This is a genomic window from Exiguobacterium aurantiacum (assembly GCF_001766415.1).
GTDB classification, from domain to species: Bacteria; Bacillota; Bacilli; order Exiguobacteriales; family Exiguobacteriaceae; genus Exiguobacterium; species Exiguobacterium aurantiacum_A.
The window spans coordinates 83187-106135 of sequence record NZ_MKXO01000005.1; the positions used below are offsets into that span (position 1 = coordinate 83187).

Here is a 22949-nt window from a genome sequence, read left to right on the forward strand (position 1 = left end):
CTCCATTTTAGTCAAATGATAATTCTTCTCATTTGGTAGCATAACACGTTCTTTACTATCGGGAAGCAAGATTATTTGTGGATTTTATGACTTCTAAAAAATAGTAGTGCGAGAATTAAAAAAACCGCCCGATAGAAGTCAGAACTTAACGTTCGACTTCTATCGGGCGGTTCAAGTGCTTACGTTCTTTCAATCGTTGCGTCGACAGGGTCGTGGTCTTCCTTTGCACTCTCACGCAGGGCGGACGACATCACGTCAGACAAGTCACGTGAGCGGAGCACGCCGACACCGCGGTCGGTCGGTCCATCTGGTGCGGCGACGTCGGCGATCAGCTCGTCGGTCGGACGTGTCTCATGCAACAATAACTCGGCTGATCCTTTCATCGCTTGAGCGACGATTTGGCGGGCCGTGTCTTCATCAAACCCGGCTTCTGTCAGCACCGGGGTCATCGAACCGACGATCTCGTAAAAGAACGCAGGACTGCATCCGGCCGCCGCCATGAAAGCCGACATCGTTTTCGCGTCCGTTACGGCCGTCCGACCGACACGGTTGAACAGTGCGGTCGCCGTCTCGCGGTCGGTCGCATCTGTCTCAGGTCCGAACCAGAGTCCGGTCATCCCGGTTTGATGGGCGACCGGGGTGTTCGGCATCGCGCAGATGGCTGGGATGCCGGCTGCTTCTTCAAGCTCGCTCGGTTCGATATGCGCCGCAACGGATACGAGCAGCGGTGTTTTCCACGTCTGTGATTGAGCGTAAGCTAAGACGCCGTCTGGTTGCATCGCGAGCACGACGATTGTATAAGCGTTGACGTCTTCTGTTTCGACGATCTGTACGCCGAGCTCATCTCGCAACTGCTCTAGACGTGTAAGGTCGCTCCGGTTCGTCATCGTAATTTGTTCAGGGGAGAGCCCGGAAGCGATCCAGCCTCGGACGAGTGCCTCGCTCATCGATCCTGCTCCTACCATTAATATGTTCATTTCCGTCACCTCTTCATTCATTTGATTCGGTCGTATATATGTTGCCTATCATAACAAATGTTCGAGCAATTATCGCCTGCCACGCTTGAATTGTAAAAGAAAGGAAAAAAACTCGTCGTTTTGTAACGAGAATCGACGAAGCGCTGCAGATGACAATTCACGCAGTCCGGGCTATCATTGCAGTAATCTGACTGAGCGAGGCGATTGAAATGAAACGAGTATTAGTACGTGGGATTCAAGGATACCAGCGCTTTATTTCTCCTTTAAAGCCCCCGACGTGCCGATTTTATCCGAGCTGTTCGCACTACGGGATTGAGGCGATTGAGAAGCATGGCGCTGTCAAAGGCGGGTATTTGACGACTCGGCGCCTGTTGCGGTGCCAACCGTTCCATTCGGGCGGACTTGACTATGTGCCGGACGATTTTGATTGGAAAGCCCCCCTGCAACGCGAAAAGCCACCGTCACAGCGAGACGTCTAACCGACGGCTCGCTGTTTTAGATACAGGGCGTTTATCCCCTTCTTTGTTTTAGCACAATACTTTTGACAACGTTCCGAGTATTCTGAAAAAATAGAGGTGTATTTATTACATAAGGGGAAAGGGGATTACAGCATGAGTCAATCGTTCAGCGAACTAATCGGTACGATTTCAGACTTTGTGTGGGGACCGCCGCTGTTAATTTTGCTTGTGGGGACAGGCGTTTATTTGACGGTGCGTCTCGGGGGGCTCCAAATCACGAAGTTGCCTTACTCGTTGAAACTCGCATTCTCTAAAAATCAAGACAAGACGTCACGAGGAGATATTAGCCACTTCCAAGCCCTCATGACGGCGCTCGCAGCGACCGTCGGTACGGGGAATATCGTCGGTGTCGCGACTGCGGTCGTCCTCGGGGGACCAGGCGCGATCGTTTGGATGTGGGTATCGGGCTTCTTCGGGATGGCAACAAAGTACGCCGAAGCCGTGCTCGCCGTCAAGTACCGGGTGACGGACGAACGTGGTCAAATGGCCGGAGGACCGATGTATTATTTGGAACGGGGCTTGAAGCAACGCTGGCTCGCGGTCGCGTTTGCAGCGTTCGCCTCACTGGCCGCGTTCGGGATCGGGAACGGGGTTCAAACGAATTCGGTCGCGTTGGCGCTCAACTCGACGTTCGACGTTCCGCTTTACGTATCGGGTATCTTGATGATGATTTTCACGGGCGCCGTCATTCTCGGTGGTGTCAAATCGATCGGTCGTGTCGTCAGTTATTTCGTCCCGGTCATGATCGTCTTTTACTTAGGGAGCGGTCTCTTGATCATGATCATGAACTACACACTCATCCCCGATGCGATCGCGCTCATCTTTAGCAGCACGTTCAGCGCCGAAGCGATTGGCGGCGGGGCCATCGGGGCAGCCATCCGGTACGGGGTTGCGCGAGGCGTCTTCTCGAACGAAGCTGGTCTTGGCTCGGCTCCGATCGCAGCGGCCGCGGCCAAGACGGACATGCCAGGTCGTCAAGGCCTTGTCTCGATGACGCAGGTGTTTCTTGATACGTTGATCGTCTGTTCGGTCACGGGGATCACGCTCGTCATGGGCGGTCAAATCGGATCGGGACTCGAAGGGGTCGAGTTGACGACGGCGACGTTCGAGCAGTTCCTCGGGCCGTTCGGCAGTTATGTCGTCACAATCGGTCTCGTCATGTTCGCCTACTCGACGGTGCTCGGTTGGTCGTATTACGGTGAGCGGTCGATTCATTACTTGTTCGGTCAAAAGTCGATCATCCCGTATCGGATCGCGTTTGTACTCGTCGCTGGACTCGGGGCGATGACGACGAACTTGAACATGGTATGGGCACTGTCTGACGTCTTCAACGGCTTGATGGCCATTCCGAACTTAATTGGGCTCTTGTTCTTGTCGGGTGTCGTCATCGCTGAGACGAAGCGCTTTAATCAGCAGTTGGCAATCGAGAATCGAAGTCGAAAAGCATCGTAACGAACGAACGCCGCTATCCTTAATCGGATGGCGGCATTTTTCGTTTGTTCTTGATCTCCTCGAGTCGTGCCTGCTGCAAGTGATTGAATACTTGGGTGATGAATCCGACCATGATGCCGACGCCGGTGATGACGTAACCGATCGTGAACACTTTGCCAATATCGGTCGTCGGGACGAAATCACCGTAGCCGATCGTCGTGAGCGTGATGACGCTGAAATAGAGGGCGTCTAACCAACGCATATCTTCGAAGCGGGTATAAAACAGCGTTCCCGACAATATGGTAAGGGACGCTAGACTGAACAGAACTTGAAATTCAGGTTCTTTCAACCCACGCCAAATCCCACGGAACATGCGACGGAACGTCAATATGAATGAGAGCATACGGCCCCCTCCCTTCCTATGTAAGTTTGTTCGGTAGAAGCGAGGTAACATCCTTTATAACCATAAAATGAGTCGACGAATTCGTCGACTCATTTTGTATGAAGTGTCAATCGTTTCGTGATCGGTTGGATCGTGATGTTCATGTCGACCATCCGATTGTCGCGTTTTGGTTCATCCGTTCGCTCGACGCGCCACGCGAGGTCATGCAACTCGTTTAACGAAGTGGCGATGTCATAGAACGACAGGCTCGGATTGCCGTTCAATTGATATAGACCCGGACCGCGCTTCGTCAATATCTCGAACAATGCGTCAGCCGTGTCTTCTAAAAAGGAGCAGGATGGATACCAGTGTGCGCTCGCATTGATGACACCGTGCTGGTTCATTTCATTCGTAAAATAGTCCATCATATTATTCGAACCGGCAGCTTCGCCGATTTGCCAGCCGAGTCGGACGATTTGTGCACCAGGGTTGGTCCGGGCGATTGCTTCTTCGCAGGCGCGTTTGTAGGTGCCGTACTCGTCCGTTGCGTCAGGTGGTGTGTCCGGCGTGATTGGACCAGTCACATTGTCTGAGAATACCGAGACCGTGCTCGTAAACAAGAACGGGATGTTGTATTCTCCGCAAAGGCGGGCCAACGTTTCCGCCCATTCAACCGATCCCATACCGATATGAAGAAAATAATGAGGACGCACCGATTCGATAAATTCACGCATCGCCGCCTCGTCTGACGTCGAAACTTTTGACCTGTCCCAAGCGACAGGTTCGATCCCATGTCGTTGTATTGTTTTGGCGACGACCGGTGCGACTGTACCGTTCATGCCCGTTAAAATAGCTTTCATTACAAATTCCTCCCTTCTGTTTCTATCATCCCACACTTCTAGATGTGACAAACCACCAGTTTCTAGCTTTGTGCTAAACTGATTGATGGAGGAGATAAATGATGAACATTCGACACGCACAGTCAAACGAAAGTGGAGCAATCGCACCGCTCGTTTACTCAGCGATTCATGATATCGCCTATTCATTGACGGGGACGGCAGACCAAAAGCAAGTGCTTGAGCGCTTAGCGATGTGGATCGGTCGGCCGAACAACCGGTTAAGTTATGAAAACATTTGGGTGGCAGACATAGACGGCGTCATCGCAGGTATTATTATCGCCTACGAGGGCAAGCGCGCGATTGAGTTGGATGAGCCGATTAAGCAATGGCTCATCGAACATGGGCAGCCTGGACATCTTGACGTGGAGACGGAAGGAGACGTTTTGTATATCGATTCCGTGGCCGTCGACTCAGAATTTGGAGGACGCGGCATCGGTACGAAGTTGATCCAGCGAGTGGTCGAACATGCTCGCGAAACAAACATCCCGGCCGTCACACTCAACGTCGACCAGGGCAATCCGGCAGCGGCTCGTCTGTACGAACGTCTTGGATTCCGCAAACATAAAGAGATTGAGATTTCAGGAGACCGTTTCGATTATATGATGCTCGACTTGTGAAACATGGACCGAAGTCCGAGTCTCAGTCTCGAAACCGATGCAAAACCCGAGCTTCTCGGATATACTAAGTGCTTGAAACGAATCAGATATAAAAGGAGATCGATTATGGAGTGGAAAAATATCCTGCGCGGTATCGCGATGGGGACGAGTGACTTGATTCCTGGCGTCAGCGGGGGGACAATCGCAGTCATTTTAGGGATTTACGATCGATTGATCGAAGCGATCAGCGGTGTGTTCAGTCGGCAGTGGAAAAAGCATATTGGGTTTCTAATTCCGTTAGCAATCGGAATGGGAACCGCGATTTTAGGACTGAGCCGTCTAATTGAATTTTTATTGTTAGAATACTATGCACCTACACAGTTCTTTTTCATCGGCTTGATTCTTGGGATTATCCCACTGTTGATGTTTGAATTTAAATCGCGTGCGACGATGCGCCCCGTGCACATCGTGGCGATGGTGATCGGAGCGATTCTAGTAGCAAGTATGGCAATCATCAAACCGGCCGACACAGCCATTATTACTGAACTGTCGACCGGCACGGCGCTGTTGTTGTTCTTCTCGGGTTGGCTCGGCAGTATGGCGATGTTGCTCCCGGGGATCAGCGGCTCGTTCGTCTTGCTCTTGATCGGCGTGTACCCGACGGTCATCAGCGCCTTGTCGAACTTGAACGTGCTCATTATCGGGATCGTCGGACTCGGTGTAGCCGTCGGATTCATCGTCAGCAGTAAAGTGATCCGTTATTTGCTCGGGAATTTCCCGGGCATGACGTTCTCGGTCATCTTAGGACTCGTCATCGGGTCCCTCGCCGTCGTCTTCCCGGGTCTTCCGGAGACGGCGACGATGTGGGTCTTGAGCGTTGTTTCGTTCGTTGCCGGTTTTTTGATCGTCCGACTGCTCGGCCGATTTTCCGTATAAAAAATGCGATCCTGTCATTTGCTGACAGGATCGCATTTTTGTTGGGTCGAGGTTATCAATTCGTGTTTTTCGACGCTTGTTCAATAAATGAACGGAATCAATCGTTTTCGTGATTTCGCCCAAGTTTGATAGGCGCTGCCGAAGTGTGACGTCAACATCTGTTCTTCGATATGGATGCGCCAAAGCAAGGCGATCCCCATGGCGAACGTACCGACGAGCGCGACGCCCCAATGACTGAAATAGAGCGAAAATCCGAACGTGATAAATAATAGCCCGGTATAGAGCGGATGGCGCAAAAAGCGGTACGGTCCAGAGCTGACGATCTCATCAGCAGGACGGACGACGACGTGACGAGTGAATTGATGACGCAAATGCGCGATTCCCCAGTAACGAAGTGAAACACCGGCTATGTAACACCCGAGCCCGAGCCAACGGACTAGGAGCGGTTGGCGTGTTTCAGTGAAAATAGATAAACCGATCGAGACGGCGAACACGGTGACCATAATGAGTGAGACGATGTAAAAGCTCATGTGCTCACTGTTGCCATCGGTCGGTTCATCACGATTACGGTATCGCCTCATCTCATACAGCCATGCGGTCGAGACGAGAATGAACAAACCATCGAGCCAATCCATAGCGTTTCCCCCTTTCTTCAATATGTTCCACTCATTACCCGCCTCTTCCTGCTGAAAAACGCCTCGCAATGTGCGAGGCGCTCCGTTCGCTTCATCATACTAACGAGAACTAGCAACGAGATCAGCACTCGAAGGGTCGAGCGCTTCACGTTGAATCTCATCTTTTATAAGTTGGTAGGTGAGGCACATCGGTTTTTCGGTCCGTGGGTCTCGTCCGATGATGGCATCGATATGAAAGACTTGTCTAAGGACGAGCGGACAAATGACTTCCTCGGCGGAGCCCGTCGCGAGCACTTCTCCGTCTTTCATGGCGACGATATGGTCGGCAAACCGGGCGGCCTGATTCAAGTCGTGGAGGACCATGACGATCGTCCGGCCCTGCTCGCGGTTCAACGTCTCGAGTAGTTCGAGCACTTCGAGCTGATGCGCGAGATCGAGATACGTCGTCGGCTCATCTAAAAATATCAAGTCCGTCTCTTGGGCCAGTGCCATCGCGATCCACACCCGTTGGCGTTGTCCGCCTGAAAGGGCGTCGACGCTTCGATCTTTGAACTCGAGCGTACCGGTCACGTCAAGCGCCCAATCAATCACTTCATGGTCATGTTTCGATAAACGACCAAACCCGGATTGATAAGGAAAGCGACCGTACGAGACGAGTTCTCCCACGGTCAAGCCGCCAGCGCCTTCAGGCGTTTGCGACAAAATCGCCATCTTTTGGGCGATTTCTTTCGTATTGCATTTGGCGATGTCCGCTCCGTCTAAATGGACCGAACCGTTAGACGGGGACAGAATCCGAGTCATGGCTTTCAAGAGTGTCGATTTCCCACAACCGTTCGGGCCGATGATGGTTGTGATTTGACGGTCCGGGATCGATAAACTCAATTGCTTCACAATTGTTTTGCCGCCGTAACCGACCTCGATGTCTGCCGTATGGATCCGTGACATGTGGATTCCCCTCTCCTCGTAACAGTAGTTTTGATAATGATTCTCAATGTAACGTCAACTATAGCAGTCTGAATGAAAAGCTGTCAACGAATGTTTTGATATCAAAATAGATTGTCTGAACTAAAATTTCGATGTATATTAAATGAGAATGATAATCAGTGACGGTAAATGTTTAAGGAGGATGGAGCGGATGAGCGAACAGGACGTGTACGACGTAACAATCATTGGTGGCGGTCCGGCGGGATTGTATGCCGCTTTTTATAGCGGGTTGCGCGGGATGAAGACGAAGTTGATCGAATTTCAACCGCATCTCGGTGGTAAGATCCATGTCTATCCGGAGAAGATGATATGGGACATCGGTGGCGTCACCCCGACGACGGGTGCCCGCCTCATCGAACAATTGATTGAGCAAGGTCTCACGTTCGATCCGACCGTCGTGCTCGGCGAGAAAGTAGAATCGATGGCGAAAGATCACACTGGTCATTTCGTGCTCGATACGACAAACGGCCGGCACGTGTCAAAGACGGTCATCGTCGCGACGGGGAGCGGTATTTTACAACCTCAAAAAATTGAGATCAGCGGGGCGGAGCGGTTCGAAGTCTCGAACCTTCATTATACGGTTAAGTCGTTGATGCGTTTTAAAGGGAAGACGGTATTGATTTCCGGTGGCGGCAACAGCGCCATCGATTGGGCGAACGAACTTGAGCCGATTGCGGAGCGCGTGATTTTGACGTATCGAAAAGAAGCGCTCAAAGGGCATGAATCGCAAGTCGACAAGCTCCTCTGTGGCCGAGTCGACTGCCGACTTCATACAACGATCGAGGACTTGATTTCCAATGATGGCACGACGATCCATGCCGTCAAGCTCATCGATTGCGGGACCGGGGCAAGTGAATTGGTCGAGGTCGATGAAGTGGTCATCAACCACGGCTACGAACAGGACTCGGCTCTCCTCAACGACAGCGAATTAAAAGTCGAGATGGTGGATGGGTTCTATGTGAACGGGAACGCGAGCAGCGAATCGTCAGTACCTGGACTTTATGCGGCGGGCGATATTTTGACGCATGAAGGCAAGGTGCATCTGATTGCGGGAGCGTTCCAAGATGCGGCTAACGCGGTCAACCGGGCCAAGACGTTCATCGATCCGGACGCGACGAAGTCGGCGATGGTGTCGTCGCACAACGAACGGTTGAAAGCGAAAAATCGTGATATTATCGAGCGGACAATAATGAAGCAGTGAGGGATGTCCCTCACTGCTTCATTGCCGGATAATCACATAGTTCGACGATGACCCCGCCCGAGTGGCGTGGGTCCATATAGATGAGGCGTCGGCCTTTTGCCGTCGTTCGGAGCGTATCTTCTAAAAACGTGATGCCGTCGCGTTTCAAAGCGGCAATCGATGCTTCTAAATCATCGACCCGATAGGCGATGTGGTGAACGCCTTTGCCGCGTGCTTTCATGAATCGGGCGATCGGGCTCGTCGAACTTGTCGGCAAGAGCAACTCGATCACGTCTTCACCGACGTGAATCACGGCGAGCTCGGTTTCGACACCGGCTGCCGTATTCGTATAACGGTCGACAAGTTTTCCTTGTAACACGTTCGTGTAAAACGAGATCGCTTCGTCTAAGTCGCGAACAGCGATCCCGGTGTGGTCAATTTGCATACTAATCCCTCCTCTTGCTCTAGTTTGCCGAAACTTGAACAAAATGTCACTTCACAACGTTTTAGCAAAATCCGATATAGTAGAAGAGGGAGGGACGGCGACATGAACGGAAAGATCACTCTTGGATTGATCAGCGCGTTCGCGCTGGTATCATTTGTGTTTGGACTCTCACTTGCGACATTTGTCGATTATCAGATCAATGAGGAGCAAGTCGTTCTCGAACGACTGACGACCCACAAAAAAATCGGCCCGGCAGAAATCCTTTCGACCGAAGTGGATTTTCATTTGAACGGTTCGAATTATGCGCTTCGCTTCACGGATGAACCTCACATCACGTATTGGTTCAGTGTCGCGGACCGTGAAATTCAATTCGATCGGATTGAATCGTTGGACCGACGTGATATCGGGCTTCGAACCGTGCTGTTCGAAGAGATGCCACCCTTAGCAATCGAATCGGCAAACGCTGCTGAATGAAGAAAAGACGCCAAACGAACGAATCCTTTCCGTGAAAAGGACGTGACGTTTAGCGTCTTTTTCTAATTGAGTGGAAACGATGGCGCGGAAGGCGCCACTTCTTTAATCATCGTGTAGGTTCCTGCTTGGGTTGGCGATCCGCCTTGTCGGATCAAAGCGTATCGTAGCTCTGGTTGGAGTGAAGTCAACGTGACCCGAATTTGTTCAAGCGACCTGAACCGGAAATAAAATTCTTGCTGAATAAAAGACACGGCCTCTTGAATCAATTCATCGCTACCTGACACGTGGAGTTCATATACGTCCAGTCGTCCAGATCCAATTCGAGATCGCATGATGCCGACGATTTTCCCTTTTAATTTAAGGGAATGGAAGACTTCCTGACGACGTTCATGCTCGAGCAGTCGTGATGCAGTCAGCGGCAACACATCAGTCAGCATATGCGCATATTGATTTCGGTAGGCGAGCCAGCTAGAGTGTGTCGCAAAATAATCAACGTGAAGCGACCAGTTCTCGTATGTATATTTTTGGAAAAGGATGAGCGGCAATGTGTAAGTGACAGTCTCGTGATATGGATCAAAACCGAGCACTTCAAACATTCGACGCTTATCTTGGTCGTGGTCTTGTTTGACGTGTAACAGCAACGTTGTGTCATGTATACTGTTTCGACGTATCTCACGGATCAGTCGGTCGAGCAAACCTCGGAAGACATAGCGGTCCCGATAAGCCTCGTGCGTGAGCCGGATCATCTGATCCGTTGCATAATCGCTATAGTCGGAGGCGATTGCTGCGACGGGAACATCTCCTTGCCAGGCCGTATGGACATATTGGTGTGGTCGGATGGCGAGGATGTGAGGCGACTCGCCCGGGTTGTACAATTGGTGAAGCAGTGAACGTTTTTTAGGTTGGATTTGGCGACACTCCGCGAATATAAGCGTCCGTTTCATGAGGAATCCTTCTTTCTTCTAAAATAATCACTACCCTTAAATTGTAAGGGCTACCAATTGAAAAATGTCGTGTTCATTTTATGAACATTCATCATGTTTGATTACTGTTTTGACACGTGGAAAGTCAGATTTTTAAAGGGGAATGGTGAGGGAAATGGCTTTGGAATGAGCATTTTATCGAAGTGTGATCCGTGTCGGAACGAGGAAGTTTAGAGCAACGAAGGGGCTGTGAGATTTGTTAAACTTTTCCGGTGGGAAGAGGAGAAACGAATGGGTCGAAGAGAGAGAGACGTGCTATACTGTCAGTGAGAAAAAACGACAGGAGTATGATATGCGATACGTAATAAGTTTATGGTTGGCGCTGCTATTGGTCGGTGTCCCGGCCACGGCTCTTGCCGAGACTGAACCGATTGTAGTCCATGACAATGTCATCGTTGAAGAACAGGTCGAGTTATACGAAGGCTTCCGGTCACCAAATGAGATGGTGTTTATTTTCGTTTTAATTGTTCTGTTGTCAGTGATCGGGTTGGGCATTATTAACGCGATTGAATAACGTGAAAACGTTCACAAAACTGCAATAACTATCCCGGAAGCGGTTTCAAATATCTTTTATACTAGGTATGTAGGAAGGAAGTTCTGCACCAACTTCCACTCCTCTTTTCAGATGAACACCCCTCGTTCATATCATGTTTTGGAGTCAACCGACGCCGTCGGTTGACTCCCTTTTTTTTTAAAATTGGATGCGTTTCTCTTTGGCTAGCCGGCGAAGTCGTTTCGTTTCATCAGAATGTCCGCGGCTCTCGAGCATATTGACATACACTTTGAACGGTTCTGAACGGTGTGAGAAGAAGGGGATGTACTCAGAAAACAACTTCCGTTCAGCTTCTGACAATTGTCCGCGCTCAACGAGGAGTTCGAGTTCAAGCATTTTAAGTGCTTGATAGTCCTCAAGTGCACTGTCATCGGACGGGGCTTTGGCAAGTGTCCGTTCACAAAGTGTGATGATGCGTTGATGGAATAAATTCCATTCAAACGAAGTGTAGGGTTGCTCAAGAAGTGTAGAGAGTAAGTCGACCCGTGTCGAGTCAACATCTTTTGGGACGTGGAGCGCCGTGTACAAAGAACGATCGATCCACACGTCGGAGGTGGGGGCGTCGAGTTGATAGTAATGAATCAATTGAGTGAGCATCGTGGTTTGCGAGAGTTTCAGCAGTCGAAACGGGTCACTTGTTGAAAATAGGGGCTCTTCCCCTGCCGAAGAGGACAAGAGTAAAAACATTTCCTCATACATCGTCCGTGCCTCTGCTTCATCTTCGGCGTAATACGATAAGTCACGAATGATTTTCTTGGCGTGTATATACCAATTCTTTTGATCGCGTTCGCTCATGATTTGATTTGGCAGCAAGTAGAGGTGATCGTAAGCCAATTCCACGAAGCGTTCAGCGAGGATTACTGTCTGCGAGAGCGAATGTCGCTCGTCTGACGATTTTTGTTCTTTGTAACGAGTGAACTGACTAATCATGTAATCCATATCTTTTTCTTCGATAACGGCTTTAGGGGTGTTTCGGTACATTTCGACGACTAAATCGCGAAGAGTCGTCTCTCCGTACTGTTCAAGTAACATGCGGAGCTTCCCGATGCGCATTAGCTCTCCCTCCCTTCAAAGGACATCGAACGGGCTGCCATGTCTCGTTTATAGGCAGACACCGATTATTATTCCTTTCCCGCTTTTCATTTAAAACAATCCTCGCGTCTCATGCTTAAGACGGATTTTTGCGCTAACCGTTGTCAGAATAGAGTTTGTCGATGATAATGTAGGAAAATCTAAACTATAGAGGTACATCATATGAATGACGATCAACAACTCTCGCGTGTCGAACGACGCAGACGTGAATTAGAACGCGAGCGGCTAGAAGAACTGTCTCGCGATGAACAAGTGAATCCGGGTGAGGCGGAAGACGAAGTGATTCGCCCTTCACTAGAGTCGAAGCAAGCGGAAGGACAAGACCATCCATTTTTAGATCGTTCCGATGAAAAACGGACCGAGACGAACAATAATCGAAAACGGAAGGTTCAGGCACCTAAACTGAAGATGCCGTTCGGGAAAAAAGCGAAGCGCCAAAAGCGTGAGGACAAGCGGGAACCTCGCTCTCATGACACGAAAGAGCGTGTTCCGAAGCAGCAAAGCAGCGTACCGCCGAAACAAAAGCCGCAAAAAGACAAGCGCAAGCGCCGAAGTTGGAAAGGAAAGCTCTTGCTCGTCTTGTTGCTCCTCGTGATCGGGGTCGGTTATATGGCATCAAACCCAGTTACGTTCTTAGTCATGGGCAGTGACGCCCGTGTCGGCGAATCGGTGTCCGGTTCACGAACCGATTCGCTTCAGTTGATGGAGTTCGTCCCGCGTTCGCGGACCGTTCAAAACGTATCGATTCCACGAGATACGTATACGGCGATCCCTTGTGAACCTGAGCGCGAAGGCGATAAGATTACCCATGCCTTCGCTTATGGAGGCGCTGAGTGTACGGTCGGTGCAGTCGAAGGATTGACCGAGACTTCGGTCGACGGTCAAGTCGTCATCACGTTCGAGACGTTCATGGAATTGATCGACGTCGTCGGCGGAGTGAACATCACGGCCACCCATTCGTTCAGCGAAAAGGGGTTTAATCAAACGTATGAATACACGGAAGGTGTATCGTATTCGATGGACGGGGATATGGCGCTCGCCTACGCGCGACATCGTAAATCGGATACAGACGGTGCCCGTTCAAGTCGCCAAACCGAAGTCATGTCGGCAGTGGCCGACAAGTTGGTAAGCCCGGCCGGATGGTCGAAGATCCCGGCCACGTACAGTTTTATGAAAGATGAGATGGGGCTCGAAATGAATCCGCTGCAAATGGCGTCGGTTGGGCTCACGATGATGCTTCAACCCGAAGTGAACAAACTTCAAGTCGACGGACAAGATGCTTACATTGACAACATCTACTATTACCAACCGAATGAAGAGAGCGTCCAATCGATTCGTGACGCGCTCGACTTAACGATGTGGGGAACTGTGAGATAATTTTGCGAAACGGGTTTGATTCCGTACGGAAAGAGGAATTTTAATCAAATGAACTACTCTTTTGAGGAGGGAAATTTGAATGAAAGTTTTAGTCATTGGAGCAACAGGAAAGATCGGTAGACGTGTCTTGAAAAGTTTAGCGAAAACGCATCAAGTGACCGCTTTAATTCGTTATCCTGAACTGCAAGCAGAGTACGAAAAAATGGGTGCGCGCGTGCTCACCGTCGATGTTGAAAAAGAGCTTGATAAAAAGATTCACGAGGCGACCGCTGGCCAAGACGCCGTCATCGTCGCTGCGACAGCAGGTGCTGAAGGCACGAGCAAAGAGATTGAACTGCTTGACCGGAACGTCGCGATGAAAGCGATTGACGCCGCTAAAAAAGAGCGCGTCCGTCACGTGGTCTTACTAAGCGCATACGGTGCCGATCGACCAGACGCGGGCCCGAAAGAACATTACAACTTCTTGTCTGCGAATAATGCGGCCGATGAGTATATCGAACATAGCGGCTTGAACTACACGATCATTTGCCCAGTGGCAATTACAGATGGACCTGGAAAAGGGTCGATCGAAGCTTCAGAAGACTTAAGTGACGCCTCAGGCGCCACGATTTCCGAGACGGACGTCGCGACAGTCATTGCTGCCTCGCTCGATAATCGGGGCTTGTACGGACGTCGGATTGAAATTAGATCAGGAAGTACACCGATCAACGATGCACTCGATTTTGATAGTCGAGGCGAAGCCGCGACAGCTGGAAGAACGACACTTCGTCGACCACAGCGATGACCGAAAAAATGAAGGAGAAGGTGTCTTGATGGAACGAAAACTGTACAAAGATCCGTCTGACCAAATGATAGCAGGCGTTTGCTCGGGGCTCGGGAAGTACCTCGGAGTAGACGTGACGTTGATGCGGATCATCTTCGTCGTTCTCGCCTTATTCGGCGGACCGGGCTTGTTAATTTATATCGTGCTCGCGATTGTCATGAAAAAACCGCCTTCAGAGTATGAGGCGGAACAAGAAAGCCGCTTCTAACGAAAACGTGCTGACCAATGCGGTCAGCACGTTTTTTCATTCCGTATAGAGCGTGTAAGTCGCTTCGAACGTTTCGTTCGGTGCGAGCAACTGCATATCTTCTTTTTGACGGATGTCTTTACGATGTCCTTTATAATCGGCATGACCGAACCAAGGTTCGAGGCAGGCGAACGGGGCGTCAGACTGAGGCGGTGACCAAATCCCGAAATGGGTGAATGTCGGGCACTCCATGACGATGGCGCGACCGCTCGGTTGGTGGCGCAGTGCAGCATACTCGATATTTTCGAAAATTAAAGCGTCTTGGTCGAACAAGTGATGCGAGAGCGGGATGTAGCGACGTTCGCCGAGCGGTTGATAGGCGCCGGTCAAATAAGGACCCTCTAACAATAAGCGATCAAGTGAGCGCGTCTCACCGAAATCGATTGTATACTCTTCGAACACCCCGCCCGCGAACGGGATATTGAAGGCAGGGTGTCCGCCGATGCTGAACGGTAACACCTCGTCGCCGCCGTTTCGGACGCGATATGTCACGTTCAATTCCTCGCCGATCAGTCGATAGTCCACGTGAAGTTCGAACGGGAACGGATAGTGTTTCTGTGTCTCGACCGAGTCACGGAGAACGAACCGGACGTGTGTATCAGACGATTCTGCGACTTCGAACGTCTCATCGCGAGCGAATCCGTGTTGGCTCATCGTATACGTCAAGCCATCATATAAGTAACGGTCATCCAACAACCGTCCGACGAACGGGAATAAAATCGGGGCTTGTCGTCCCCAATACGTAGGGTCGCCTTGCCAGAGTAGCTCGGTCCCGTCGACTTTCCAACTCGTCATTTCCGCGCCTTGCGCTTTCAAAGTGACACTGACTTTTTCATTGTGAAGTTGCACGATAGTTCCGCTCCTTTGAGTGAATGTGATAAGTTAAGTTTAGAAATGAATAGGACAGAGAACAAGGGGTAAATGATGCGATTTCATAAACTGGCTATTGGATTGATTATGGCGGGACTGATCGCCGGTCTGGGCTATAAAGGGTATGACGAATACAAGGCGAGTCAAGCGAGCGAACAGACTGACCGTGTCGCGACGGACGACACGGTTCTCGGTGGTCTCGAGATCGGTCAACGCGCGCCCGCCTTCGAACTGGAGACAATCGAAGGGGAAACGTTGGCACTTGATGCGTACGCAGGACAGCAAGTCGTCTTAAACTTCTGGGCATCGTGGTGCCCGCCTTGCCGAGAAGAACTGCCGGAATTGATCGAGTTCGGCGAAGAAACCGGGATTCCGGTGCTCGGGGTGAACGTCACGAAAAATGAGCGACGCGGCAGACAAGACGTCGAGGCGTTTTTGAAAGAAGTGCCGGTCAGCTTCCCGGTATTATTGGACGAAGCAGGCACGGTGGAGAAGACGTACCGCGTCGTCGCTTTGCCGACAACGTATGTCGTCGGTCCGGACGGTGTGATTACAGCCAAACAAGTCGGTCCGGTCGACTTTAACTGGTTACGCGAACAGACAAAATGAACGTACAAAGACAGACTGGAAGAGAACCGGTCTGTCTTTGTTTACTTTTTATAATGTTGTTTGATGAGCGCATCGAAATTCGGTGTCATGTCTTCTTCAAGATAATAATGGTGGTTATCTCGAATGATCGTATCGCCAACCCGTGCTTCTGATGGCAAGAATCGTCGTGGGATAAAACTTGAGCCGTTGTTCCAACGTAACACGGCGTATTTCCCTTCGACTCGCACCAACGTGCCGTATTTGATCATGCCTCTTCCTCCTCAGCGAACAGCTTTCTGTCTCTTTTATTCTTATAGAGTGTATTCCCACATTCCATAAAACCTACACATATTTGAATGTTGCTACACAAACGAAGGAGAAGTAAACAACGATCAGTAATTGTGAAGAAAGTTTGAAGAAAACGCTTTCTTTTTGAAATGTTTTCTTCTATAATGAAGGCACGGGGTGATTATGACGAATTTGTGAACAATGGGGGTATGGTCAATGTTTTCATCAGCTATGATCGGATTGCTCGCTCTTACCGGAGTGACGATTTATGGGATTGACCGTATGTTCACGGTCCGTTCAGAACGCATCACAAAGAAATAGGTTTACATAGGGGGATCGCAACGTCTTGGGGAGACGTTGCGATTTTTTTGCGTCAATAGTCGCGTTGGCGTGCCTCGCGCTCATGCTCTTTTTGTTCGACATGTTTTCGATTGCGTTCGTGAACCCGGTTAAAAAAGGCGTGCTCAGGCCAAAGCGGGGACCAGACGCGTTCTTCAGGCAAAGCGAGGATATATTCTTCGGCAGCGCTGAGTCGCTCGATCATCTTACTGCGGTCATCACATAGGTCGCCGTGGCCGGGTATGAGCCAACGGATCTCGTGTTCGTAGACGGCGGATTGAAGTTTTTGAAGCGATTCGAGATACGCTTCCGCGTCGTGCTCAATGAACGGTGGTTCGATGTTCGATCCGTAATCACCGCACACGAGCAGACGCAACGGTTCGACAATGAGTGACATATGGGTCGCTTCATGTCCTGGCGTCAAGTAGAACGTGATCGGGGTAGCACCGAGCTCGACCGTACTGTCTTCGGAGATGATGATGTCGACGACCGGCTTTTGAATCGGGCGGTCGATGTAATACTGTTCGTAGAACGTTTTAATCTCTTCAAGTTGGGCGCTGGCGTCTGTTTCGACGAACGCTTTTGAAGCAATCACGGTCGCATCAGGGAAAGCGTAAGCGCCGATGATATGGTCATAGTGCTGGTGCGTATAAATGACGTACAATTTCTTACCTTGTCGCTTCAACTCGATGTCGCGACGGATGGTCGCAACTTCTTCTGGCAACCAGTTCGGGTCGATTAAGATGAGGCTGTCTTCAGTGTCGATCAAAGTCGATGTGGTTCGCATTAAAGCACTCTCATAAACGGTAAATGGCTGTAGGCGGACTTGAATCATGGTGATCCCTCCTTCATATCTCCAATTCTTTTCCCGAATCGGTCTCATTTAAGCGTGACGTCAAAAAACAAAAGAGCAGGAAGTCGAATGACCTCCTGCTCGTTACATGGTGTGCACCATGTGGTTATGTGTGCGAGTTAAGCCTCGCGAATATGTCGGAAATTGGAGCGGGTGAAGAGAATCGAACTCTCGTCATCAGCTTGGAAGGCTGAGGTTTTACCATTAAACTACACCCGCACATTCAAGTATGAAATTTAAAATTGGAGCGGGTGAAGAGAATCGAACTCTCGTCATCAGCTTGGAAGGCTGAGGTTTTACCATTAAACTACACCCGCGAAACGCTTAACGTTACGGTAATATAATAGCACACGATTTAACCTTTGCAAACCCTTTTTCGAAAAAACATTAGTTGTGGCGGATAGGTGGTCTTGCTAAGATAATAGAAGAGGGGAGTGGGACGGGCATGAGCGAACGAAAATCTTATTTGAAGATGATGAGTGAAGGGTTTCGCATGATGAACCAGGCGAAACAAGTCGAACAAACTGTAACGCTCCGTCAATGGACGTTCTCGGTGCGGCATGAGTCGATGTGGCATGTGATTTTACGGGCTGACCGGCTAAAATGGGTCAGTTCACCGACCGAGACGTTAGTCATCGAGCCGATGTTCGTTCAAATCGGAGCGTTGCATCTCACGCGCCACGTTGAAACGAACGAGGTACGTTTGAAAATCGAGGAAGAATGGGGAATTGAAAGTAAGATCGTCTGCGACGACCAAGAGTGGGAACGATTCGTCGAAGCGCTCAAACAATTGAAGGGGGAGTAGTCGTGAGTCGAGAACGACTGTATCGGATTGAAGCGGAAGCCCGTGGCAGCGCTTGGCGGGCCCGCGTATTGACCGGCATCCAACGGTTCCGCTTTTTTAAAGGGGAACTGCTCGCACCGACTGAACGACCCTACGTCGTCTTGAGCATCTCCCAAGACGCGGGGGCGTTACCCGATTTGATTGAGACGGATATGGGCGTCTTGCTCATCCACGAACGAATCGGACCCATCTTTATGAATCTATGTCCGTACGACATCCAGCTCGTCCGGGTTGAACTGCATACGAGTACCGGCAAGACCGATCACTATTGCGCGCTCAACGTCTTACGCCGATTTGAGATCGAGCACCTCGAGGATTCCGGTGAATATCGTCCGTTAAGCGAGGATCGTCTCTACTTTCTGTCCCGACAAACCGTTCGGATGGATTTATGCGGACATATGATCGCCCAAGATCGAAACAGCCAACGCCTTTACGTGACGGAGCGGCTCAAATATGCGCTGCAAGCCAAAATGGTCACCGGCCTGACATTCAAGAAAACGAAGGAGCAATTAGCATGAAAGAATACGAAATCGACGGGTGGCTTCGTTTATCCTACCCAGAGCACTATGAATACAATGAAGAAGAGGATCACGTCAGCTTCTATTCGGTGGAGGAAGATGCGCAAGGCACGCTTCAAATGTCTATCTATGAAGCAGAGGAGGCCCAGGCCCCTGAAGATGCGGCGCTGCAAGAACTGAACACCTTTTTAGGGGAGTTCCCGATCGACATTAAAGTCGCACCGAGCGTGACGGATCAATCGGGCGGCATGACGACGGCTTACGCGAGCGGGATTGAAGACGACATGTATTTAGACGTCTGGTCGCTCACGGACGGGAAGCGCCTGTTGTTTTTGACGTACGTCGCCGACAAGAAGACGGATGAAAAGTTAGAGATCGAAGCGATCGTCGATTCCATCGAATGGACATAAAAAGAGACACGAAGCCAAGTTGGCTCGTGTCTCTTGTTCGTTATTGGAACTTTGGTACGTCGAAGTGGAGCGTGTATGAATCGAGGTTTTGATAGATCTGGAAGATACGTGTCGTTTGTTTCGTCGCCCAACCGATATCCGTTGCGTACTGATGGTTGCCAGGAGCGGCCGGGTTGAAGCGCATCTTATAGAGTGTATTTTGTTTATGTGTCGGATGATTGATATAACTTGCTCCAATCCAATAAGCTCCCCCGACAATGGCAGCTTCCGGCGTGAACCATTTCTGTTCGAAAGCGAATTTGGCACCTGTCGTTAATGGACTGCTGTCGACTGCTTGAATACCGTACATGTTGTAGACAGTAGCCGCGATTTCCCGATCCGGATAGATGCGAACGCCGCTCGAGTTGATTAAGGCGTTTCCGTCTTTATCGACCGGGACCCCTTGAGCGAGGACTGACTTACCGTGCCCGGTTTCATGGACGGCATGTGCGAGCAAGTAGATTTCGTTGACGCTGTATTGATTTGCTGCGTTGATGAATGCTTGACCTTGATTGGTAAGCGTTCCGCTATTTGTGAGAACCCCGTTCAATGTAGCAGCGCTCGTACCGGCGCTCTTCGACAAGTCGAGGAATTGGTAAAATGCTTGTGAATCTTGCGCGAAATTGTTCGGATTGACGTACGGTTCAATATCAGCTACCGATGCGCGACGCCACGTGTTGTCAAAAATACGGATGTTATGGCCAGACGGGCGCTTGTAAGAGACGGTATAGTAGTTTCCATCTTGTCCCGTGATTGTTACTGTTTCACCTGGATTGATTTGGCCATATGCGTGTGACGTGAGACTGGCACGGCTAAACATTTTAGCTTCACCAACAACCGAACTCGGTGTCACGAAGCCAGTCATCGTCCCGTATTTGACGCGATACCAAACCGTCGTACCGACCGTTTGACGGCTGACATACTCGAGCGTCGTACCGTTTGGGATCGTGGCGAGTGTCGCCGCGCTTGAAGAAGCCGTCGTTTTAAGAGCGGCACCTACGCCTGAAATCACTTGCATATTGTTATTGACAATCGTTCCAGAAATCCCGTCCACTTTTACCCACGAACGTGGTAAATACGCTTTGGCATAGCGGTGAGCATCGGTCTGGCCGAACTGTGCCATCTGTCGTTCCGCCATTGTCCGAACTGAAATCGGATAACTCGTATAGGATACGACGCGTTGAATACCGGTTGCCGGCGGTGGAGTCGTGATAGCAGTCGTATAACTTAAGTGGATATAGCCCCCGACAAAGCTTCCGCTCGTCAAGATGCCCCATTCTGTATTCAAGACAGGTTTCACTTTTACTACTGTGCCATGAGTAAGAGTACCGATGGCGGCATTTCCGGTCCCGGAAGTCGGACGGACGTTCAGTGGTGTGCCGCTTGAGATGACTTGTACTTCACGCTCCGGTCCATATTGTTCGGTCGAAGTCGCTGGTGGCGTCAAAGAAAAGTTTCGTGCTGCGACGTAACCGGTCACATTCGCATAGCGGACTTTGAACCACGAGCCAGTGGCACCGTGAGCCGAAAGTTGATCGACTTTCGCGCCGACTGGAATCGTTTGAAGGACGTTTCCGCTCGTCGAAGTCGATGAATACATCGTCACTGCCTGTGTCGCGTAATACGGTGTCACCGGTACAGCAACTTCCGTTTCAGACAAGTTGCGCATCGGTACGTAACCCGTCAATGAACCGGCCGAAATTTTAGCCCATGAGCCAGTCGCACCGTGAGTTGACAAGAGTTTGACGCTTGTCGCCGCTTGCAGTGTACCGATGGATTGACCTGATGTCGACATTGAACTGAAAATACTTGAGTTTGCCTTAACGTACATCGTTTTCGGTTCGACCGTCACGATAGATTGTAAGTTGCGCATCGCGACATAACCTGTTTTTCCGGCATACGTCACTTTCGCCCATGATCCGGTTGCTCCGTGAGTCGACACGAGTGTCACGCTTGCCCCTTTTGGAATCGTGACGACGACAGGTGACGTTGAAATCATCGAGCTATGCATCGTCGTGTTTGTTGTCGTACTATGCGTCGGGTTCGCTTGGGGTGCCACGGTTTCGCCTCCTACTTGAGAGAAGTAGCGTTGAGCCACATAGCCAGTTTTCCCGCCGTATGTGACTTTGAACCATGATCCCGTCGCGCCGTGCGTCGATATGTAAGTGACGGTCGCCTCTTTTGGAATCGTTGTAACGATTGAAGCGCTCGTCGTCATCGCAGAGCGCATATTGACGGTCGCATTAGCTGTATACGTTTTAGCTGTTGAAGCTTTCGTGACGGTAGACTTCAACGTTAAGTACGAGGAAGAAACATAGCGCTTTTGACCTTGAAACTCGATTTGGGCCCAGTCGTTGCTTGTCGAATAAACTTGTACAGCAGTCCCTTTCGTCAACTTGCCGACAATTGCTGCCGAAGTCGACGTAGACGACCGGACGTTCAAAATGGAGGTATTCACCGTGCCTTCGTATGTTGCTGCATATGACTCGGTCGGTCCGATCATGCTCAATACTGTGCTAGAGATGAGGACGGCCGCGCTCAGTCGTGTAATAGTTGGTTTCAATGTGTTACCCCTTTCATTCCATATACTTCAATCTATAAGTGTTCTTCGTAGTGCGCGGTCTAAGTATAGCGCACTTAAAAAATGGAAAGAAGATGAAAAATTTCAAAAAAGGTAAATGAATTAGAAAGTCGTTGGTTTAAAATGTAAAAATAAAAAAACCTCCATTTAATAGGAGGTTTTTCCATGTTTTAGCTTAAAGGTTGCGCAAGAGCCAACTGCTTATATCGGTCCACACTTCGTCGCGTTGCCGTTCGCGGAGCACTTCGTGACGCGCGTTGTCGTAAGACAACACCGTCAGCTCGACTTCCGCTGCCTGATAGTTTCGAACAATCCCTTTCAACCCTTCCCCATCGTGTACGACCGGGTCGTCCGTTCCGGCGACGAAGAGGATCGGGAGCGTCTTCGGATGTTCATGGATACGGGCGAGGGATGTGACCTCTAGCGAAGCGCTAGCTACTTCATATAAGTAACCGAGTGTCGGGATACCGCCGCAGTCCGGGTCGCTGCGGTAAGAGGCCACTTCTTCCGGGACGCTAGAAATCCAATCGTTCTCCGTCTTGGCTGGGAAGAATTTTAAATTGTAGCGCCCGAACAAGAGGCGTTCGAACAGGCGAGAGTGGTAATCGCTCCCTTTCATACGAATTGCCGACCCGATGGCGTAAAGCCCGAGCCGGCCGACGAAACCAGAGCCAGGAGGCGGTGAAATGGCGACGATGCCGGCTAGGTTATGACCCATGATTTGACCGAGACGACGGACGAGCAAAGAACCGAAACTATGTCCGATTACAAACGTAGGCAAATCATTTTGGTAGTGACCAATCAATGCGACAGCGTCTTCGACCATTTGGTCAAATCCTTCTTTTGGAAGTAAGTGAGCGTATGTGGATTGAGCACGCGCTGATTTTCCAGCTCCGCGAAGATCGCAAACAAAAACGTTAAATCCAGTTGTTGCCATAAAGTCGGCGAATTCGACATACCTGCCGTGGTGTTCGAGCATGCCGTGAAACAAGAAACAATTTCCAATCGGGTTCGTTGCCGGGACATGCAATACGTGCGTGCGGTACCCGTCTGCGTACGTGTGCTCAAGGACGTCCAAAGTCATCCC

At 50.3% G+C, this 22949-nt stretch carries 27 protein-coding genes and 2 tRNA genes; 14 read left to right on the forward strand and 15 right to left on the reverse strand.

Annotated elements, in window-relative coordinates:
- Nucleotides 1-179: 179 nt before the first annotated feature.
- Entirely contained in the window at nucleotides 180-977 is a 798-nt protein-coding gene (locus tag BJU60_RS10710) for a pyrroline-5-carboxylate reductase family protein (RefSeq protein WP_070328863.1), read from the reverse strand.
- A gap of 209 nt (nucleotides 978-1186) precedes the next feature.
- Between BJU60_RS10710 and yidD the strand changes: the two genes are divergently transcribed.
- Nucleotides 1187-1456, forward strand: coding sequence for a membrane protein insertion efficiency factor YidD (gene yidD, locus BJU60_RS15045; RefSeq protein WP_083274114.1), 270 nt, complete (start codon nucleotides 1187-1189; stop codon nucleotides 1454-1456).
- Between the two features lie 132 nt (nucleotides 1457-1588).
- Complete coding sequence (locus tag BJU60_RS10715) at nucleotides 1589-2947, forward strand: alanine/glycine:cation symporter family protein (protein WP_070328864.1); 1359 nt, start codon at nucleotides 1589-1591, stop codon at nucleotides 2945-2947.
- Nucleotides 2948-2966: 19 nt separating this feature from the next.
- Here BJU60_RS10715 and BJU60_RS10720 read toward each other — a convergent pair whose 3' ends face one another.
- Both BJU60_RS10720 and BJU60_RS10725 read right to left on the reverse strand, forming a co-directional pair.
- Nucleotides 2967-3329: a potassium channel family protein gene (locus BJU60_RS10720; protein WP_070328865.1), complete on the reverse strand. Its 363-nt coding sequence runs from the start codon at nucleotides 3327-3329 to the stop codon at nucleotides 2967-2969.
- A gap of 89 nt (nucleotides 3330-3418) precedes the next feature.
- Nucleotides 3419-4168, reverse strand: coding sequence for a sugar nucleotide-binding protein (locus tag BJU60_RS10725; protein WP_070328866.1), 750 nt, complete (start codon nucleotides 4166-4168; stop codon nucleotides 3419-3421).
- 101 nt (nucleotides 4169-4269) lie between these two features.
- Here BJU60_RS10725 and BJU60_RS10730 point away from each other — a divergent pair, with 101 nt between their 5' ends.
- Together BJU60_RS10730 and BJU60_RS10735 are read left to right on the forward strand one after the other, a co-directional pair.
- Nucleotides 4270-4824, forward strand: a complete 555-nt coding sequence (locus tag BJU60_RS10730) for a GNAT family N-acetyltransferase (protein WP_236636391.1) — start codon at nucleotides 4270-4272, stop codon at nucleotides 4822-4824.
- Nucleotides 4825-4929: 105 nt separating this feature from the next.
- Nucleotides 4930-5739 carry a DUF368 domain-containing protein gene (locus BJU60_RS10735; protein WP_070328868.1) on the forward strand — a complete coding sequence of 270 codons (810 nt, stop codon included), beginning with the start codon at nucleotides 4930-4932 and terminating at the stop codon, nucleotides 5737-5739.
- Between the two features lie 80 nt (nucleotides 5740-5819).
- On the opposite strand, the gene BJU60_RS10740 is transcribed toward BJU60_RS10735, so the two are convergent.
- Complete coding sequence (locus BJU60_RS10740; RefSeq protein WP_016509434.1) at nucleotides 5820-6374, reverse strand: methyltransferase family protein; 555 nt, start codon at nucleotides 6372-6374, stop codon at nucleotides 5820-5822.
- A gap of 99 nt (nucleotides 6375-6473) precedes the next feature.
- On the reverse strand, nucleotides 6474-7319 hold the full coding sequence (locus BJU60_RS10745; protein ID WP_070328869.1) for an ABC transporter ATP-binding protein: 846 nt from the start codon (nucleotides 7317-7319) through the stop codon (nucleotides 6474-6476).
- Between the two features lie 190 nt (nucleotides 7320-7509).
- Here BJU60_RS10745 and BJU60_RS10750 point away from each other — a divergent pair, with 190 nt between their 5' ends.
- Nucleotides 7510-8559, forward strand: a complete 1050-nt coding sequence (locus BJU60_RS10750) for an NAD(P)/FAD-dependent oxidoreductase (protein WP_070328870.1) — start codon at nucleotides 7510-7512, stop codon at nucleotides 8557-8559.
- A 10-nt stretch (nucleotides 8560-8569) separates the two neighbouring features.
- Here the strand turns inward: BJU60_RS10750 and BJU60_RS10755 are convergent, their stop codons facing one another.
- On the reverse strand, nucleotides 8570-8983 hold the full coding sequence (locus BJU60_RS10755) for a VOC family protein (RefSeq protein WP_070328871.1): 414 nt from the start codon (nucleotides 8981-8983) through the stop codon (nucleotides 8570-8572).
- 102 nt (nucleotides 8984-9085) lie between these two features.
- Here BJU60_RS10755 and BJU60_RS10760 point away from each other — a divergent pair, with 102 nt between their 5' ends.
- Nucleotides 9086-9457, forward strand: a complete 372-nt coding sequence (locus BJU60_RS10760; protein ID WP_070328872.1) for a hypothetical protein — start codon at nucleotides 9086-9088, stop codon at nucleotides 9455-9457.
- Nucleotides 9458-9519: 62 nt separating this feature from the next.
- Here BJU60_RS10760 and BJU60_RS10765 read toward each other — a convergent pair whose 3' ends face one another.
- Complete coding sequence (locus BJU60_RS10765; RefSeq protein ID WP_070328873.1) at nucleotides 9520-10401, reverse strand: hypothetical protein; 882 nt, start codon at nucleotides 10399-10401, stop codon at nucleotides 9520-9522.
- A gap of 331 nt (nucleotides 10402-10732) precedes the next feature.
- Between BJU60_RS10765 and BJU60_RS10770 the strand changes: the two genes are divergently transcribed.
- Nucleotides 10733-10954, forward strand: a complete 222-nt coding sequence (locus BJU60_RS10770) for a hypothetical protein (RefSeq protein WP_035385937.1) — start codon at nucleotides 10733-10735, stop codon at nucleotides 10952-10954.
- Nucleotides 10955-11131: 177 nt separating this feature from the next.
- On the opposite strand, the gene BJU60_RS10775 is transcribed toward BJU60_RS10770, so the two are convergent.
- Complete coding sequence (locus tag BJU60_RS10775) at nucleotides 11132-12046, reverse strand: hypothetical protein (protein WP_070328874.1); 915 nt, start codon at nucleotides 12044-12046, stop codon at nucleotides 11132-11134.
- A gap of 201 nt (nucleotides 12047-12247) precedes the next feature.
- Here BJU60_RS10775 and BJU60_RS10780 point away from each other — a divergent pair, with 201 nt between their 5' ends.
- The 3 genes from BJU60_RS10780 to BJU60_RS10790 all read left to right on the forward strand — a co-directional run bounded on the left by BJU60_RS10780 (nucleotide 12248) and on the right by BJU60_RS10790 (nucleotide 14493).
- Nucleotides 12248-13462, forward strand: coding sequence for an LCP family protein (locus tag BJU60_RS10780; protein WP_070328875.1), 1215 nt, complete (start codon nucleotides 12248-12250; stop codon nucleotides 13460-13462).
- A 79-nt stretch (nucleotides 13463-13541) separates the two neighbouring features.
- Nucleotides 13542-14246, forward strand: coding sequence for an NAD(P)-binding oxidoreductase (locus BJU60_RS10785; RefSeq protein ID WP_070328876.1), 705 nt, complete (start codon nucleotides 13542-13544; stop codon nucleotides 14244-14246).
- A 28-nt stretch (nucleotides 14247-14274) separates the two neighbouring features.
- Complete coding sequence (locus tag BJU60_RS10790) at nucleotides 14275-14493, forward strand: PspC domain-containing protein (RefSeq protein ID WP_016508377.1); 219 nt, start codon at nucleotides 14275-14277, stop codon at nucleotides 14491-14493.
- A 36-nt stretch (nucleotides 14494-14529) separates the two neighbouring features.
- Here the strand turns inward: BJU60_RS10790 and BJU60_RS10795 are convergent, their stop codons facing one another.
- Nucleotides 14530-15381 (reverse strand): aldose 1-epimerase family protein, encoded by an 852-nt coding sequence (locus BJU60_RS10795; RefSeq protein WP_233589682.1) that lies wholly within the window; start codon nucleotides 15379-15381, stop codon nucleotides 14530-14532.
- Nucleotides 15382-15456: 75 nt separating this feature from the next.
- Between BJU60_RS10795 and BJU60_RS10800 the strand changes: the two genes are divergently transcribed.
- Nucleotides 15457-16011, forward strand: a complete 555-nt coding sequence (locus BJU60_RS10800; protein ID WP_070328877.1) for a TlpA family protein disulfide reductase — start codon at nucleotides 15457-15459, stop codon at nucleotides 16009-16011.
- 41 nt (nucleotides 16012-16052) lie between these two features.
- Here the strand turns inward: BJU60_RS10800 and BJU60_RS10805 are convergent, their stop codons facing one another.
- From BJU60_RS10805 to BJU60_RS10820, 4 genes are all read right to left on the reverse strand, one after another.
- Nucleotides 16053-16259, reverse strand: coding sequence for a DUF3006 domain-containing protein (locus tag BJU60_RS10805; RefSeq protein WP_016508383.1), 207 nt, complete (start codon nucleotides 16257-16259; stop codon nucleotides 16053-16055).
- Between the two features lie 392 nt (nucleotides 16260-16651).
- Complete coding sequence (locus BJU60_RS10810) at nucleotides 16652-17452, reverse strand: MBL fold metallo-hydrolase (RefSeq protein ID WP_016508415.1); 801 nt, start codon at nucleotides 17450-17452, stop codon at nucleotides 16652-16654.
- A gap of 163 nt (nucleotides 17453-17615) precedes the next feature.
- Nucleotides 17616-17689: transfer RNA gene (locus tag BJU60_RS10815), tRNA-Gly, on the reverse strand.
- Nucleotides 17690-17713: 24 nt separating this feature from the next.
- A tRNA-Gly gene (locus BJU60_RS10820) sits at nucleotides 17714-17787 on the reverse strand.
- Between the two features lie 128 nt (nucleotides 17788-17915).
- On the opposite strand from BJU60_RS10820, the gene BJU60_RS10825 reads away from it, so the two are divergent.
- The 3 genes from BJU60_RS10825 to BJU60_RS10835 are packed head-to-tail and all read left to right on the forward strand — an operon-like array spanning nucleotide 17916 to nucleotide 19242.
- Nucleotides 17916-18275, forward strand: a complete 360-nt coding sequence (locus tag BJU60_RS10825) for a hypothetical protein (protein ID WP_070328878.1) — start codon at nucleotides 17916-17918, stop codon at nucleotides 18273-18275.
- Between the two features lie 2 nt (nucleotides 18276-18277).
- Nucleotides 18278-18832 (forward strand): hypothetical protein, encoded by a 555-nt coding sequence (locus tag BJU60_RS10830; protein ID WP_070328879.1) that lies wholly within the window; start codon nucleotides 18278-18280, stop codon nucleotides 18830-18832.
- The gene (locus BJU60_RS10835) at nucleotides 18829-19242 is read left to right on the forward strand and encodes a hypothetical protein (RefSeq protein WP_070328880.1); all 414 of its coding nucleotides are present in this window, start codon (nucleotides 18829-18831) and stop codon (nucleotides 19240-19242) included. The genes BJU60_RS10830 and BJU60_RS10835 overlap by 4 nt, the downstream gene beginning before the upstream one ends.
- 40 nt (nucleotides 19243-19282) lie before the next feature.
- Here the strand turns inward: BJU60_RS10835 and BJU60_RS10840 are convergent, their stop codons facing one another.
- Both BJU60_RS10840 and BJU60_RS10845 read right to left on the reverse strand, forming a co-directional pair.
- Complete coding sequence (locus tag BJU60_RS10840) at nucleotides 19283-21844, reverse strand: SH3 domain-containing protein (protein WP_070328881.1); 2562 nt, start codon at nucleotides 21842-21844, stop codon at nucleotides 19283-19285.
- A 193-nt stretch (nucleotides 21845-22037) separates the two neighbouring features.
- Nucleotides 22038-22940: an alpha/beta fold hydrolase gene (locus BJU60_RS10845; protein ID WP_083274117.1), complete on the reverse strand. Its 903-nt coding sequence runs from the start codon at nucleotides 22938-22940 to the stop codon at nucleotides 22038-22040.
- Between the last annotated feature and the right edge of the window lie 9 nt (nucleotides 22941-22949).

What these genes read in the sequence shown, in the direction of transcription:
- BJU60_RS10735 (WP_070328868.1), top strand. Translation starts at nt 4,930, where the DNA reads ATGGAGTGGAAAAATATCCTGCGCGGTATCGCGATGGGGACGAGTGAC.
- yidD (WP_083274114.1), top strand. Translation starts at nt 1,187, where the DNA reads ATGAAACGAGTATTAGTACGTGGGATTCAAGGATACCAGCGCTTTATT.
- BJU60_RS10800 (WP_070328877.1), top strand. Translation starts at nt 15,457, where the DNA reads ATGCGATTTCATAAACTGGCTATTGGATTGATTATGGCGGGACTGATC.
- BJU60_RS10810 (WP_016508415.1), bottom strand. Translation starts at nt 17,452, where the DNA reads ATGATTCAAGTCCGCCTACAGCCATTTACCGTTTATGAGAGTGCTTTA.
- BJU60_RS10750 (WP_070328870.1), top strand. Translation starts at nt 7,510, where the DNA reads ATGAGCGAACAGGACGTGTACGACGTAACAATCATTGGTGGCGGTCCG.
- BJU60_RS10805 (WP_016508383.1), bottom strand. Translation starts at nt 16,259, where the DNA reads ATGATCAAATACGGCACGTTGGTGCGAGTCGAAGGGAAATACGCCGTG.
- BJU60_RS10765 (WP_070328873.1), bottom strand. Translation starts at nt 10,401, where the DNA reads ATGAAACGGACGCTTATATTCGCGGAGTGTCGCCAAATCCAACCTAAA.
- BJU60_RS10790 (WP_016508377.1), top strand. Translation starts at nt 14,275, where the DNA reads ATGGAACGAAAACTGTACAAAGATCCGTCTGACCAAATGATAGCAGGC.
- BJU60_RS10720 (WP_070328865.1), bottom strand. Translation starts at nt 3,329, where the DNA reads ATGCTCTCATTCATATTGACGTTCCGTCGCATGTTCCGTGGGATTTGG.
- BJU60_RS10775 (WP_070328874.1), bottom strand. Translation starts at nt 12,046, where the DNA reads ATGCGCATCGGGAAGCTCCGCATGTTACTTGAACAGTACGGAGAGACG.
- BJU60_RS10725 (WP_070328866.1), bottom strand. Translation starts at nt 4,168, where the DNA reads ATGAAAGCTATTTTAACGGGCATGAACGGTACAGTCGCACCGGTCGTC.
- BJU60_RS10770 (WP_035385937.1), top strand. Translation starts at nt 10,733, where the DNA reads ATGCGATACGTAATAAGTTTATGGTTGGCGCTGCTATTGGTCGGTGTC.
- BJU60_RS10835 (WP_070328880.1), top strand. Translation starts at nt 18,829, where the DNA reads ATGAAAGAATACGAAATCGACGGGTGGCTTCGTTTATCCTACCCAGAG.
- BJU60_RS10740 (WP_016509434.1), bottom strand. Translation starts at nt 6,374, where the DNA reads ATGGATTGGCTCGATGGTTTGTTCATTCTCGTCTCGACCGCATGGCTG.
- BJU60_RS10755 (WP_070328871.1), bottom strand. Translation starts at nt 8,983, where the DNA reads ATGCAAATTGACCACACCGGGATCGCTGTTCGCGACTTAGACGAAGCG.
- BJU60_RS10825 (WP_070328878.1), top strand. Translation starts at nt 17,916, where the DNA reads ATGAGCGAACGAAAATCTTATTTGAAGATGATGAGTGAAGGGTTTCGC.
- BJU60_RS10715 (WP_070328864.1), top strand. Translation starts at nt 1,589, where the DNA reads ATGAGTCAATCGTTCAGCGAACTAATCGGTACGATTTCAGACTTTGTG.
- BJU60_RS10710 (WP_070328863.1), bottom strand. Translation starts at nt 977, where the DNA reads ATGAACATATTAATGGTAGGAGCAGGATCGATGAGCGAGGCACTCGTC.
- BJU60_RS10745 (WP_070328869.1), bottom strand. Translation starts at nt 7,319, where the DNA reads ATGTCACGGATCCATACGGCAGACATCGAGGTCGGTTACGGCGGCAAA.
- BJU60_RS10730 (WP_236636391.1), top strand. Translation starts at nt 4,270, where the DNA reads ATGAACATTCGACACGCACAGTCAAACGAAAGTGGAGCAATCGCACCG.
- BJU60_RS10760 (WP_070328872.1), top strand. Translation starts at nt 9,086, where the DNA reads ATGAACGGAAAGATCACTCTTGGATTGATCAGCGCGTTCGCGCTGGTA.
- BJU60_RS10780 (WP_070328875.1), top strand. Translation starts at nt 12,248, where the DNA reads ATGAATGACGATCAACAACTCTCGCGTGTCGAACGACGCAGACGTGAA.
- BJU60_RS10785 (WP_070328876.1), top strand. Translation starts at nt 13,542, where the DNA reads ATGAAAGTTTTAGTCATTGGAGCAACAGGAAAGATCGGTAGACGTGTC.